The organism is Streptomyces sp. GL_148, assembly GCF_057834205.1.
In genome coordinates this window covers 2,721,942-2,734,419 of the sequence record NZ_CM174396.1, presented here as the reverse complement: position 1 = coordinate 2,734,419, position 12,478 = coordinate 2,721,942, and the positions used below count along the sequence as shown (strand labels likewise).

The 12,478-nt window shown below is 68.4% G+C and carries 10 protein-coding genes; 5 read left to right on the top strand and 5 right to left on the bottom strand.

Going from position 1 to position 12,478, the window contains the following annotated elements; all coding sequences use genetic code 11:
• Positions 1–63: 63 nt before the first annotated feature.
• Entirely contained in the window at positions 64–210 is a 147-nt protein-coding gene (locus tag AC3IYI_RS12640) for a hypothetical protein (RefSeq protein WP_489410262.1), read from the bottom strand.
• Between the two features lie 12 nt (positions 211–222).
• On the opposite strand from AC3IYI_RS12640, the gene AC3IYI_RS12635 reads away from it, so the two are divergent.
• From AC3IYI_RS12635 to AC3IYI_RS12625, 3 genes are read left to right on the top strand one after another with little or no spacing between them, the layout of a single operon-like run.
• On the top strand, positions 223–1,773 hold the full coding sequence (locus AC3IYI_RS12635; RefSeq protein WP_489411517.1) for an ABC transporter ATP-binding protein: 1,551 nt from the start codon (positions 223–225) through the stop codon (positions 1,771–1,773).
• Positions 1,770–3,485, top strand: coding sequence for an ABC transporter ATP-binding protein (locus AC3IYI_RS12630; RefSeq protein ID WP_489410261.1), 1,716 nt, complete (start codon positions 1,770–1,772; stop codon positions 3,483–3,485). Before AC3IYI_RS12635 ends, AC3IYI_RS12630 begins: the two co-directional genes overlap by 4 nt.
• An 8-nt stretch (positions 3,486–3,493) precedes the next feature.
• The gene (locus tag AC3IYI_RS12625; RefSeq protein ID WP_489410260.1) at positions 3,494–4,294 is read left to right on the top strand and encodes a thioesterase II family protein; all 801 of its coding nucleotides are present in this window, start codon (positions 3,494–3,496) and stop codon (positions 4,292–4,294) included.
• Between the two features lie 26 nt (positions 4,295–4,320).
• Here the strand turns inward: AC3IYI_RS12625 and AC3IYI_RS12620 are convergent, their stop codons facing one another.
• Complete coding sequence (locus AC3IYI_RS12620; protein WP_489410259.1) at positions 4,321–5,004, bottom strand: TetR/AcrR family transcriptional regulator; 684 nt, start codon at positions 5,002–5,004, stop codon at positions 4,321–4,323.
• 167 nt (positions 5,005–5,171) lie between these two features.
• Between AC3IYI_RS12620 and asnB the strand changes: the two genes are divergently transcribed.
• Positions 5,172–7,016: an asparagine synthase (glutamine-hydrolyzing) gene (gene asnB / locus AC3IYI_RS12615; protein ID WP_489410258.1), complete on the top strand. Its 1,845-nt coding sequence runs from the start codon at positions 5,172–5,174 to the stop codon at positions 7,014–7,016.
• A 71-nt stretch (positions 7,017–7,087) separates the two neighbouring features.
• Here the strand turns inward: asnB and AC3IYI_RS12610 are convergent, their stop codons facing one another.
• The 3 genes from AC3IYI_RS12610 to AC3IYI_RS12600 form a co-directional block, all read right to left on the bottom strand.
• Positions 7,088–8,398, bottom strand: a complete 1,311-nt coding sequence (locus AC3IYI_RS12610) for a cation:proton antiporter domain-containing protein (RefSeq protein WP_489410257.1) — start codon at positions 8,396–8,398, stop codon at positions 7,088–7,090.
• Positions 8,399–8,559: 161 nt separating this feature from the next.
• Positions 8,560–9,165, bottom strand: coding sequence for a response regulator transcription factor (locus tag AC3IYI_RS12605; protein WP_489410256.1), 606 nt, complete (start codon positions 9,163–9,165; stop codon positions 8,560–8,562).
• A gap of 629 nt (positions 9,166–9,794) precedes the next feature.
• Positions 9,795–10,976, bottom strand: a complete 1,182-nt coding sequence (locus AC3IYI_RS12600) for a carboxylate-amine ligase (RefSeq protein ID WP_489410255.1) — start codon at positions 10,974–10,976, stop codon at positions 9,795–9,797.
• Between the two features lie 162 nt (positions 10,977–11,138).
• Here AC3IYI_RS12600 and AC3IYI_RS12595 point away from each other — a divergent pair, with 162 nt between their 5' ends.
• Complete coding sequence (locus AC3IYI_RS12595; RefSeq protein ID WP_489410254.1) at positions 11,139–12,473, top strand: MFS transporter; 1,335 nt, start codon at positions 11,139–11,141, stop codon at positions 12,471–12,473.
• Positions 12,474–12,478 lie beyond the last annotated feature (5 nt).

The following is a 12,478-nucleotide window of genomic DNA, read 5'->3' as shown; positions in this document are numbered from 1 at the left end:
GTTGGAGCGGGGGAGCGGTCCTCACCACCGTTGGATTCCGACTCCGCGGGGGAGCAGAGCCTGTCAAGGCTGCTGCGTCCTCATGTCCGGGTCTTCGCGGCCGTTGCGATCCTGCAGGTGGTCGGCGCTCTCGCCGGTTTGGCGCCACTGCTGGCGGTCGTCGAACTGGGTCGCACCCTGCTGGCGCCGGGCCCGATCGATGAAGATCACGTCTGGTTGGTCGTGATCGCGGGCGCGGCGGGCCTGTTCGTGCGGCTGCTGTTCACGGCCGCGTCCTCGGGGCTCGGGCACGTGCTCGACGGCCAGGTGCAGCTCACGTTCCGCCGGCAACTGGCCGCGCGGCTGGGGCGCGTGCCGATCGGCTGGTTCTCCCGGCGCAGGACCGGCGAGCTGGCCAAGGTGGTGGGGGAGGACGTGAGTGCCGTGCACCCCCTCATCGCCCACGCACCCGGTGAGATCGTCTCCGCGTTCGTGGTACCGCTGGTGTCGCTGATCTACCTGTTCACCATCGACTGGCGGCTGACGCTGATCACGCTGATCCCGGTGGTGATGGCCATCGCGCTGGTCCCCTTGCTGATGCTCCCCGCCAGGACGCGCGAGCAGGAGGAGTTCGACGCGGCCATGGGACGGATCGCGAGCTCCGTCGTCGAGTTCGTGCAGGGCATCTCGGTGGTCAAGGCGTTCGGCGGATCCGAGCGCGCCCACGGGAAGTTCCTCTCGGCCGTGGACGATTTCGTCGGCACCTTCTTCCGGTGGGTGCGCGGCATGTCCCTCGTCGCCGCCGGGATGCAGCTGGCGCTGTCGCCGCCGTTCGTGCTGCTGGTCGTCCTGATCGGCGGTACGTCTCTGATCACGTCCGGCAGCATGACCCCGGCCGACCTGCTGCCCTTCCTGCTGCTGGGCCTGGGACTGACCGCTCCGGTGGCGGCACTGGGCCACGGTTTCGACGACATGCAGGCCGCCGGCCGCGCGGTCGGCCGGATCAAGGAAGTGCTCGAGGTCGAGTCGCTTCCCGAGCCCGCGCACCCGGTGGCGCCCCAGGGCCACAGGGTGGAACTGCGTGACGTCCGCTTCGGCTACGAAGACGACCACGAGGTGCTGCGCGGGATCGACCTGGTGCTCGAGCCCGGGACCTTCACGGCGCTCGTCGGGCCGTCGGGAAGCGGGAAGTCGACGCTGGTCCAGCTACTGCCGCGGTTCTTCGACCCGAACCACGGCTCGGTCGTCCTGGGCGGTGTCGATCTGCGCGAGATCGGCAGCCGGCAGCTCTACCGGATGGTCTCCTTCGTCTTCCAGGACGTCCGCCTGCTGCGCGCGTCGGTCGCGGACAACATCGCGCTGGCGGTGCCCCACGCCGAGCGCGACGACGTGGTGCGCGCAGCCCGGCTGGCCAACATCCACGACCGGATCCTCGAGCTGCCGCACGGCTACGAGACGGTGATCGGAGAGGGCGTCAAGCTGTCGGGCGGCGAGGCCCAGCGGCTCTCTCTCGCCCGCGCACTGCTGGCCGACACGCCCGTCCTGGTACTCGACGAGGCGACCGCCTTCGCCGACCCGCAGACCGAACTGGCGATCCGCCAGGCCCTGGCGACGCTGGGCGGCGACCGGACCATCCTGGTCATCGCCCATCGCCTAGAAACGGTCGCCGACGCCGACACCGTCGTGATGCTGGAGAACGGGTCGATCGTCGAGCGCGGCAGGCCTGCCGAACTGCTCGCGCAAGACGGAAAGTTCGCCGAGTTCTGGCGGTCCCAAGGAGGCGTGCCCCGATGATTCGAACGCTGCTGCGCGTGCTCGGACCCGAGTACGCCCAGGCCATGCGCCGCACCGTGGCCCTGATGACGATCACCGCGGTCGTCGAGGGTCTTTCCTACGCGCTGCTGGTTCCGGTGCTGCGCGAACTGTTCGGCAGCACGCCCGACGACGCCGTGCCGTGGCTGATCGCGTTCGGCGGGGCGGTCGCGGTCTACGCCGTGCTGCGCTACTTCAGCGACCTCTCCGGCATGCGCGTCGGGACCAAGATGCTGCACGGCATGTACTACCGGCTGGGCGAGCATCTGGCCCGGCTGCCCATCGGCTGGTACAACGCCGGACGGGTCGGCGAGGTGTCCGTCATGGCCAGCCGCGGCCTGCTGCAGGCGATGGGCGTGGCCGCGCACCTGCTGGCACCGTTCATCTCCGCCCTGGTGACCCCCCTGACGATCGTCGCCGTGATGATCACCTTCAACTGGCAGCTGGGGGTGGCCGCGTTGATCGCCGCTCCCGTCGTGGCGGCGATCCAGGCCTGGACCGCACGCTCGATGGCCGGCACCGACGTGGAGCGCCACGAACGCGACAAGGAGGCCTCGGGCCGCGTCATCGAGTTCCTCCAGGCCCAGCCGGTGCTGCGCGCCGGCGGCCGGACCGGAGAACGCTTCGAGCTGCTCGACGACTCCTTGCAGGAGGTCCAGCGCCAGTCCCGCCGTACGGTGCTGGCGATGCTGCCCGGTGCGGTGGGCCTGACGCTGACGGTGCAGGTGAGCTTCACCGCAGTGCTGGCCCTGGCCACCTCCCTCGCGCTCGGCGGGAGCATCGGTGCGGCGGAGGTCCTGACGATCCTGGTGCTCGCCGCCCGCTGCGCCGATCCGCTGCTGTCGCTGTCGGACATCGGCGGCAAACTCCGCGGCGCGCAGTCAGAGCTGGAGAGGCTCGACGAGGTCCTGCGCACCGCGCCGCTGCCGGAACCGCGCGAACCCGTCCAGCCGGTCCACCACGACCTGGCGTTCGAGTCCGTCACCTTCCGGCACGGCGAACGCACCGTGTTCGACGACGTGTCGTTCTCCGTGCCCCAGGGACAGCGGCTCGCCGTCGTCGGACTGTCGGGTGTGGGCAAGAGCACGCTGCTGCAGCTGCTCGCGCGGTTCTACGACGTGGACACGGGCGCGGTGCGCGTGGGCGGCGTCGACGTGCGCGAGATCGACACGGAGGTGCTGATGGCGCAGATCGCCATCGTCTTCCAGGACGTCTACCTCTTCGACGGCACCATCGAGGAGAACGTGCGCCTGGGTCGTCCCGACGCCGACGAAGCCGACGTCCGGGCGGCGGCGACCGCGGCACGGCTGGACGAGGTGATCGAGCGGCTGCCCGGCGGATGGGCGGCGAACGTCGGCGAGGGCGGCGCACTGCTGTCGGGCGGCGAACGCCAGCGCGTCTCGATCGCCCGGGCGTTGCTGAAGAACGTGCCCGTGGTCCTGCTGGACGAAGTGACCTCCGCCCTTGACCCGGTGAACGAGGCAGCCGTCCACGAGGGCATCGAGCGCCTGATGGCGGGGCGGACCGTGGTGATGGTCGCGCACCGGATGCGGACCGTGCAACGGGCCGACCGCGTCCTCTTCCTGGAAGGCGGCCGCATCGTGGAGGAGGGAAGCCACGACGAGCTCCTTGACCGAAGTGGCCGGTACGCCGACTTCTGGAACATTTCCATGGCACCGGTAGCGAGTGAATGAGTGACGGTATGCTGATCGATCCTTTGTCGCGGGACCGGCGGGTCGGCACATTCCGCCGGCTCGCGGCCCGGCCCTATGCACGAGCCCGAGTGCTTTTGTTTCCCCATGGCGGCGGCAGCGCGAGCTATTACCGGTCGTGGGCCCCGTCGGCGCCCTGGGACATAGAATTCTTCGCCGTTCAGTACCCGGGCCGAGAGGACCGGTATGCCGAACCGGTCCCGGACGATATACAGCGCCTCGCCGCCGTATTGGCGGCCGATTTACCGCTCGACGGGCCGCCTGTCCCGACGATTCTCTTCGGGCACAGCATGGGGGCCATCGTCGCGTACGAGATCGCCCGTCACCTGACGGCGGCGGGTGACCCGCCGATGGGGCTGGCCGTGTCCGGGCATCCTGCGCCGGCGCTGACACGGCCGGGACGGATCCACCTCGGCAGCGACGAGGAGCTGATCGAGGAACTGCGGCGCACTGACGCGACGCGGCTCGACATCCTCGACAACGCCCCGCTCGTGCAGACCTTCCTGCCCATGATCCGGAGGGACTACCGGTTGAGCGAAACCTATCGGCCATCGCCCGGCGCGCGTCTGCAGACTCCGGTCACGGTGCTGTACGGCGATCGGGACCCCGAGATCACTTCGGCCGAAGCCCAGGGATGGCGCGAGGTCACTGACGGCGCGTGCGCGCTCCAGACCTTCGAGGGCGGGCACTTCTACCTGGACGAGCACCGCGACTCGGTCATCGAACTGCTCACGGCGTACGCACGGAGGGCGTCCGAGAAATCGTCGGTCCCCTGGCCGTCCGCGCCGTGACCTGTCGAACGCCGTGACCTGTCGAACTACTTGTCTTCCGCGATCTCGTCGGACCGCAGCAGCCCGTCGATGATCGCTGTCAGGCCCTGCCGATGCGTGTCACGGGCGTTGAGTTCGGCCCATCGACCGGCGAGCGCCGCCAGGTGGGGGTGCGTGCCACTCATCAGGCCGGCGACGACCTGGTCCTCGTAGACCGGTCCTTTGGTCCGGCTGCGTCGGTGCTTGCCGTTCACGCGGATGATCAAGTCGCCCACGATCGAGTACCAGATCGTGCGGTAGATGTACACGGCCTGTTCCGGAGTGTGGCCGCAGTCCACCGTGGCGCCGATCATCTCCTCGACGAACCAGAGGGCCGAGGGGGCGACGAGGTCGTCACCGGCCAGCACCTGGATGATCCACTGCCGGTCGGCGAGCAGCTCGTAGAGCATGATCGACACCGCGATCAGCCGCTCGCGGGGATCCTCAGGCAGTTCCGGGCGGGGTATGCGCTGAGCCTGGGTCTCCATCAGGAGCAGGAGCAGTTCATTCTTGTCGCGCACATGGTAATAGAGCGCCATCGGTGCGCTGTTCAATTCGTCCGCCAGGCGGCGCATCGAAAGCTTTCCGGCACCCTCGGTCTGCAGAATGTGATCCGCCGCCGCGATGATGGCCTCGAGGGACAAATGAGGTGGCCGGCCGACGGCCTTGGCGCGGGGCTGTTCTGCGGGCATCTCATCCTCCATATGGGTGCGTCGATTCTAGCACTCCACGGCTATGGAAAATCCACACGGGCCGGGGGGAAACGAACATTGTCGGGTAAAAACTTCGATGCTAGCTTGGCCGTATTCGTGCGTTCTGGGTTTATTTGAAAAAGGTGTCATGGAAAAGAGGACGTGAGATGTGCGGGATTGCAGGCTGGGTGTCGTTCGACGCCGATCTGACGCACCGGGGCGACGTGCTCGATGCGATGACCGAGACGATGGCCTGTCGCGGGCCGGACGGTCGCGGCACGTACGTGCGCACACATGTCGGGCTGGGGCATCGGCGCCTCGCCGTCATCGACCTGCCCGGCGGAACGCAGCCGATGGGCGTGAGCACACCGACCGGTGACATCGTCCTGGTCTACTCCGGGGAGATCTACAACTTCCGGGAACTGCGTGATCAGCTCAAGGCGTTGGGCCACCCGTTCCGGACGGACAGTGACACCGAGGTCGTGCTCCGCAGTTACCTGCAGTGGGGCGGGAGCGTCGTCGACCACCTGGACGGCATGTACGCGTTCGCGATCTGGGACGAGCGCAGTCAGGAACTGCTTCTCGTGCGCGACCGCATGGGGATCAAGCCGCTCTTCTACTACCCGACGCCCGACGGAGTGCTGTTCGGCTCCGAGCCCAAGGCGATCCTGGCGAACCCCCTGGTACGGAAGGCGGTCGACACCGACGGGCTGAGGGAGCTGGTCGCGCAGACCAAGACCCCGGGCTGGGCGCTGTGGAAGGGCATGCGCGAGGTGGTGCCCGGCACTCTGATCAAGGTGGACCGCGGTGGGTTGCGGGAACGGACCTACTGGACCCTGCGCGCGGTCGAGCACACCGACAGCCGCGAGGACACCGTGGCCCGGGTGCGGGAGCTGCTCACCGGCATCGTCGACCGGCAGCTGATCTCGGATGTGCCGCAGTGCGTCCTGCTCTCGGGCGGTCTGGACTCCAGCGCGATCACCGGGCTGGCGGCGGAGCGGCTGGGCAGGCGGGGCGAGCAGGTCCGCAGTTTCTCGGTGGACTTCGTCGGCCAGGAGAAGAACTTCGTCCCGGACGAGATGCGCGAGACCCCCGATTCGCCGTTCGTCCGTGACGTCGCGGCACACGTCGGGTCCGCACACCGGGACGTGATGCTCGACCCTTCCGACATCTCGGACCTTTCGGTGCGCCGGGCAACGGTCGGCGCCCGGGACATCCCCAACGGGTTCGGGGATCTCGACAGTTCCCTGTACCTGCTGTTCAAGGCGATCCGGCAGCACTCGACGGTCGCGCTGTCGGGCGAGTCGGCCGACGAACTGTTCGGCGGCTACCCCTGGTTCCATCACCCGGCGGCGCTGCGCGGGGACACCTTCCCGTGGATGATGTTCATCCCCCCGATGAGTCTCGCGGCGCGGACCGATCACATCGAACCCGGCCTGCGGGCGCGGCTCGATGTGGCGGCCTACACCGCCGACCAGTTCGCGACGGCGCGCGCCGCGGTCGAGCACCTCGACGGGGAACCCGAGATCGATCGGCTCATGCGTACGACGAGCCATTTGCATCTCACGCGATTCGTTCGCGCGCTGCTGGACCGCAAGGACCGGCTGTCGATGGCCGTCGGGCTCGAGGTGCGCGTGCCCTTCTGCAGCCATGAGCTCGTCGAGTACGTCTACAACACGCCCTGGGCGATGAAGACGTTCGACGGCCAGGAGAAGAGCCTGCTCCGACAGGCCGCGGCGCACGTGCTGCCACGGTCGGTGTTGGACCGGGTCAAGAGCCCGTTCCCCTCGCCTCAGAATCCCGGGTACGCCGCTCACCTGCAGCAGCAGGTGAAGGAGATCGTGGCGGAACCGGACGCTCAGGTGTTCGCGCTGGTCGACCGCGCGTGGGCGCAGCAGATCGGGGCACAGGACCCGGCGGCCATGTCGATGGCCGTACGGTCCAACCTCGAGCGCATGCTCGACCTGCACGTCTGGCTTGAGCTGCACTCGCCCGAACTGTTGCTGGACTGACCGCTCGGCTTTCGTTCTGCGCATCGCCGCCATGGCATCACTGCCATGGCGGCGATCGCCTTTTGGGCTGGCTACACCGCCGGCGTCGCCGCGGCCAGCTCCTCCGGGCGGGCGCGGGGTCCGACCTGGTCGACGCGTACCGGAGCCTTCGGAAGGAACGGTCCGGTGAGCGCGGTCGTGAACAGCGCCATCACGACCATCATGGTGAACAGCCGGCTGTCCAGGACGCCGAGGCTGACGCCGGCGTTCAGGATGATCAGTTCGGTGAGGCCGCGCGTGTTCATCAGGATGCCGAGGGTGCCGGCCTCCCTCCACGGCAAACCGGCCAGTCTGCCGGGAATTGAAGCGCCGAGCAGTTTGCCGGCGGAGGCGACGATGATGATGGCGATCAGCTCGAGCAGGTCACGTCCGGACAGCGCGCTGATGTCGACGTTCAGTCCGGTGACGATGAAAAAGACCGGCAGCAGCACCAGGCTTATCCCACCAAACGGCCGTTTTACTGCTTCGCTGAGCACGCCGCGCGAGTCTCTCGGCATGACGAAGCCGAAGGCGAACGCACCGAATATCGCGTGGATCCCGATCAATGTCGTCGCATAGGAAGACAGGAACAGCCCGGCGACGAGTACCACGATGAACTGTGGAGGCATTCGGTCGCTGACCCAGCGGCGTACGAGGAATGACAGAAGCGGGCGTACGACGAACAGCATCGCCGTGACGTAGAGCACGGACAGGATCACTGTTTGCGCGAAATCTCCGGAACCGCCGGACGCGCTCACGATGGCCGCCACGAGGGCGAGCAGGCACCAGGCGAGGACATCGTCGATGGCAGCACTGGCAAGTGCCAATGCGCCGACGCGCGTTCCCATCATCCGGTGTTCGGTCAATATGCGGGCCAGTACGGGGAAGGCGGTGATCGACATCGCCGCGCCCATGAAAAGAGCGAACGCCGTAAAGGAAATGTGCTTTCCGTTGACGCTGTCGTGCCGGCTGTACAGCAGCACCGCGAGCCCGACAGCCAGGACGAAGGGGACCACGACCGAGGCGATCGAGACCGCTGCCGCGGTCCCGCGCCGACCCTGCAGTAACCTTTTGTCGAATTCCCAGCCGATGCCGAACATGAAGACGAGCAGCCCGAGGTGGGCTATGGCCGACAGGTACGGTCGTACCTCGCTCGGGAAGATGCGGGAAGGGAGATCTCCGGGCAGCAGGCCGAGGAGGCTCGGACCCAAAGCGATACCGGCAATGATCTCCCCGACGACGGGCGGCTGGCGTACGTATCGGACCAGCCGGCCCAGGATCGATCCGGCGACGAGGATGATGGCGATATCGGCCATCGTGATGGCGATGATCAGTTCTGAACTCCGAGCAGAGACATCCGCCATGATCGGCCCTCCGTAAACATTGATGGGAACTCTAACGGTCCGCCCACCGCAACACATCGTTGCAGGTCAGCGCCGTGCACAGGAGAGCCGCCGAGAGTTCTTCCACCCATGAGAGCTGGAATGTCCTGCCGTAGGCCCCACGTCGAGAGGTGGCGTACGCGTCAGATCCAGTGCGATTCCTGCGCGATGCGCAGTGCGTCGATTCGGTTGCGCGCACCCAGTTTGGTCACTGCGGACAGGAGGTAGTTCCGCACGGTTCCATCGGAGATGTGCAACTGCGCCGCGATCTCGCCGAGCGTGTCGCCCTGGGAGAGCTGTTCGAGTACGGAGAGTTCTCGCTGAGACAGCGGACAGTCGCTGTTTCCCAGCACCGCCACCGTTAACTCCGTGTCGAAGACCCTTTCGCCCTGGTGCACCCGGTGAACGGCCTCGAAGAAGCGGTACGGGGAGGCACTCTGCTGCACCATTCCGGCGATGCCGCCGGTGAATGCCTGGCGTACGACTGACCGGGTGAATGATTCGGCGAGCAGAAGGCATCGGCATCCCGGCAGGCCGGTGATCTTCTCGGCGACGGTGATGACGTTGCCGTCGGCGCCGTCGAAGCTGAAGACCACGACATCCGGCTGATGTGTGTCGGCGTACTCGAGCGCATCGAGATTGCCGCTCACCGATCCGACGACCTGGATCCCCTTTCCTTGTTCAAGCAGGGCGGTGAGCGCGTAACGGGACACATTCTTCTTATCGGATACCAGTACCTTGATTCCCATTTCTTCCCCCTGGTTGCTGATGCTGCGGCAGAATTTCTTGACTCTGGCTGAGCACGCGCATGATTCGGGGCCGGGCCGGCTCCTGGCGCGGTCCGGCTAGGACGCGATGGGAGCTACGCGGTGTAGGAGAATGTTGAAAATTGAAGAGCGTCGTGGGCATGCGCAGACGGCGCTACGCCGCTTCCCGCTGCAGTGCCCCTTACCCGACGCCAGGACTCCCCGTCGTGATCTCCCTGAATCCCCGTAATCAGACGATCAAACTGGAAACAGATACTACAATGATCATTCGGAAACTCAAAGCTCGACATCGCCATGCTGGAGGACGCTGCACATTGACGCGTTCTCGCCTCTTGACATCCTTGTTGTCATCACAATCGCCACAAGTGTGAACCCGGATTCCGAAAGGCGCAGGGGCGCTACGGAACTTGATGGGGCCTTGCCGCGAGCCGGGGAAGCGGTTGCGCACATCCGGCTCGGCGGTCCGATCGCGGGGGCGGGCGCTCGGTTCGAGTCTCGCCGCGCCCGCAACGCTCTGAGCCGCAGGTGAAGAAACGATCTCACCTGCGGCTCTGGCATTTCCTGGGCGGGCTCCAGCGGGCTCCAGCGGGCTCCAGCGGATCCGACGGAGGTCAGGAGGCCTCGGTCTCGTCCGCCAGGTGGCGTAGGACGTCCTTCAGGTCGCCGCGGCGGGCGAAGGCCGTGCGCTGGCGGTGGGCGCCCGATCCGTCGCGCAGGAGGCCGGCCAGGGTTCTCGCCGCGTGGTCGAGGTCGCCGGACGCGGCCAGTTCGGGGGCCACCAGGTCGAGCAGGGCCTCCGCCAGGTCCGCCGCCGGGAGTTCGACGCCCGTGTACGGGTCCAGCCCGAAGCCCTCCAGGCCGTCGTGGGCCGCCCGCCAGCGCGCGAGACGCAGTACGTCCTCCCGTACGGGTGGGTCGGGGCGCTGCTCGGCGATCTCGCGCAGGGCCGTCGCGACGAGGGCGCGGGCCAGCTCGGCCTGGAGGATGGCGGAGTCGATGTCCGGGGACATGTCGGGGGCCCGCAGTTCGAGCGTCGGCCAGTTCCCCGAGGGCCGCAGGTCCCAGTAGACCATCTTGGTGTCGAGGGCCGCCCCGGAGCCGAGCAGGGTTTGCACGGAGCGCCGGAAGTGGGCCGTCGAGCCGAAGTGCGGGGGCAGGCCCGCCGAGGGCCAGCCCGCCCAGGCCATCGCCCGCCAGCTGGCGTGCCCGGTGTCGCGGCCGCCCCAGAAGGGGGAGTTGGCCGCCAGTGCGATCAGCGTGGGCAGCCACGGCCGGACCCGGTTGGAGACGGCCACCGCCGTGTCCACGTCGAGGGTGCCGATGTGGATGTGCCGGCCGCAGCTGACGAGGGTGTCGGTGAGCGCGCCGAAGCGCCGGGCCTGCTCGCGCTGGCGCGGCTCGTCGTCGGTCAGGTGGAGCGGGCCCTCCACGGCGAGCACCGGCGAGGGAGCGGCCAGCAGCCGGCAGCCGTGCGCGCGGGCGGCCCGCGCGAGGGTGCGCCGCAGGCCGGCGAGCTCGCTGCGCAGGGTCGCGGCCGAGTCGGCGACGGGGGTGGAGATCTCCACCTGGTAGCGGGTGCCCTCGGGGTGCAGTTCGTGGGGGAGCCCCGCGGCGGTGGACAGGACGAGCGGGGCGGCCGGGACCACCCGCAGGGTGCGGGCGTCGACGAGGAGGAATTCCTCCTCGACCCCCAGGGTGAGGGGGAAGACCGGACCGGTCGCGCTCGGTGCCGCTGCCTCGGTCTCTGTCTTCGTGGTGCCGGTGCTCGTGGTGCTGGTGCCAGGTTCGATCACTGCGCCTCCCTGGACATACGAGTCTTTTCATCATGAGCTGAACTCCAGGCGAGGAGCGCACGTCTATTCGGTCAAATGTCCGGTGATAGTGGCGAGTTAGCGGCAAGGACGGTTCTGTCGCGGGGCCCCGGTTCCGGGTGGGGTGAGTGGTGCGCGTGCGGGATGGCGGAGTCCGCTCGGCCGGGCCCCGAGCGAGGGCCGAGCCGGGGCGGCCTATCATCCGTTGTGACCCGTACGACCGCTTCGCCCCCGCCCACCCGCCCCCGGCGCCGCATACTGGCCGACCTCACCCCGCTGAGAACCTCCCCGGACTTCCGGCGGCTGTGGGTCGGCGGGATCATTTCCTGGCTGGGCCAGGCGATGACGGCCCTGGCCATCTCGCTGCAGATCTACGAGATCACCGGCTCCAGCTTCTCCGTCGGACTGGTCGGGCTCTGCTCGCTCGTCCCGCTGGTCTCCTTCGGGCTCTACGGCGGGGCCATCGCCGACACCGTCGACCGCCGCAAACTGGGCCTCGCCAGTGCGCTCGGCCTGACCGCCCTGTCCTTCGCCCTGGCCGGCGCCGCGCTCCTGGACTACCACCGGGTCTGGCTGCTGTACGCCGTCGTCGCGCTCCAGTCCCTCTGCGGGGCGCTCAACGGGCCCGCCCGGTCGGCGATGATCCCGCGGCTGCTCCCGGCCGAGCAACTGCCCGCCGCCAACGCGCTGAACTCCGTGGTCCTGACCTTCGGGATGACGGCCGGCCCGGCGCTGGGCGGGGTCATCGTCGGCTGGTGGGGTTACCAGGCGGCGTACCTGATCGACGCCTTCACCTTCGGCGCCGCCCTCTACGCGATGTGGCGGCTGCCGTCGATGAGGCCCGAGGGGGCGGGCGGCCGCACGGGGCGCGCCTCCGTACTCGACGGCCTGCGCTTCCTGGGGACACGGCCGAACATCCGGATGACCTTCTTCTCCGACCTGGCCGCCATGGTGCTGGCCCAGCCGAAGGCGCTGTTCCCGGCCGTCGCCGTGCTCTGGTACGGCGGCGACGCCAAGACGGTCGGGCTGCTCGTGGCCGCCCCCGCCGTCGGCGCACTGCTCGGCGGGCTGTTCTCCGGCTGGCAGGGCCGGATCCGCCGGCACGGCGTGGCGATCCTGCTCTCCGTCGCCGCGTGGGGGCTGGCCATCGCGGTGTTCGGGCTGACCCGCGACCTCTGGCTCGGGCTGCTCTTCCTGGCCCTGGCGGGGTGCGCCGACAGCATCTCGATGGTGTTCCGCACCACCATGCTCCAGTCCGCGACCCCGGACGAGATGCGGGGCCGCCTGCAGGGCGTCTTCATCGTGGTCGTCGCCGGCGGGCCCCGGCTCGGGGACTTCCTCGCAGGGGCCACCGCCGAACTCACCTCCCCGACCGTCGCGATCACGGGCGGCGGCCTCGGCTGCGTCCTCGTCCTGGCCCTGCTGGCCGCGCGCTGGCGGGGCTTCGCCCACTACGACGCACGGTCGCCGCAGGCCTGAAGCGG

Bases quoted from the DNA above. Each gene is read 5' to 3' on its own strand.
- AC3IYI_RS12630 (WP_489410261.1), top strand. From the start codon at position 1,770: ATGATTCGAACGCTGCTGCGCGTGCTCGGACCCGAGTACGCCCAGGCC.
- AC3IYI_RS12625 (WP_489410260.1), top strand. From the start codon at position 3,494: ATGCTGATCGATCCTTTGTCGCGGGACCGGCGGGTCGGCACATTCCGC.
- AC3IYI_RS12620 (WP_489410259.1), bottom strand. From the start codon at position 5,004: ATGCCCGCAGAACAGCCCCGCGCCAAGGCCGTCGGCCGGCCACCTCAT.
- asnB (WP_489410258.1), top strand. From the start codon at position 5,172: ATGTGCGGGATTGCAGGCTGGGTGTCGTTCGACGCCGATCTGACGCAC.
- AC3IYI_RS12610 (WP_489410257.1), bottom strand. From the start codon at position 8,398: ATGGCGGATGTCTCTGCTCGGAGTTCAGAACTGATCATCGCCATCACG.
- AC3IYI_RS12605 (WP_489410256.1), bottom strand. From the start codon at position 9,165: ATGGGAATCAAGGTACTGGTATCCGATAAGAAGAATGTGTCCCGTTAC.
- AC3IYI_RS12595 (WP_489410254.1), top strand. From the start codon at position 11,139: ATGGCGGAGTCCGCTCGGCCGGGCCCCGAGCGAGGGCCGAGCCGGGGC.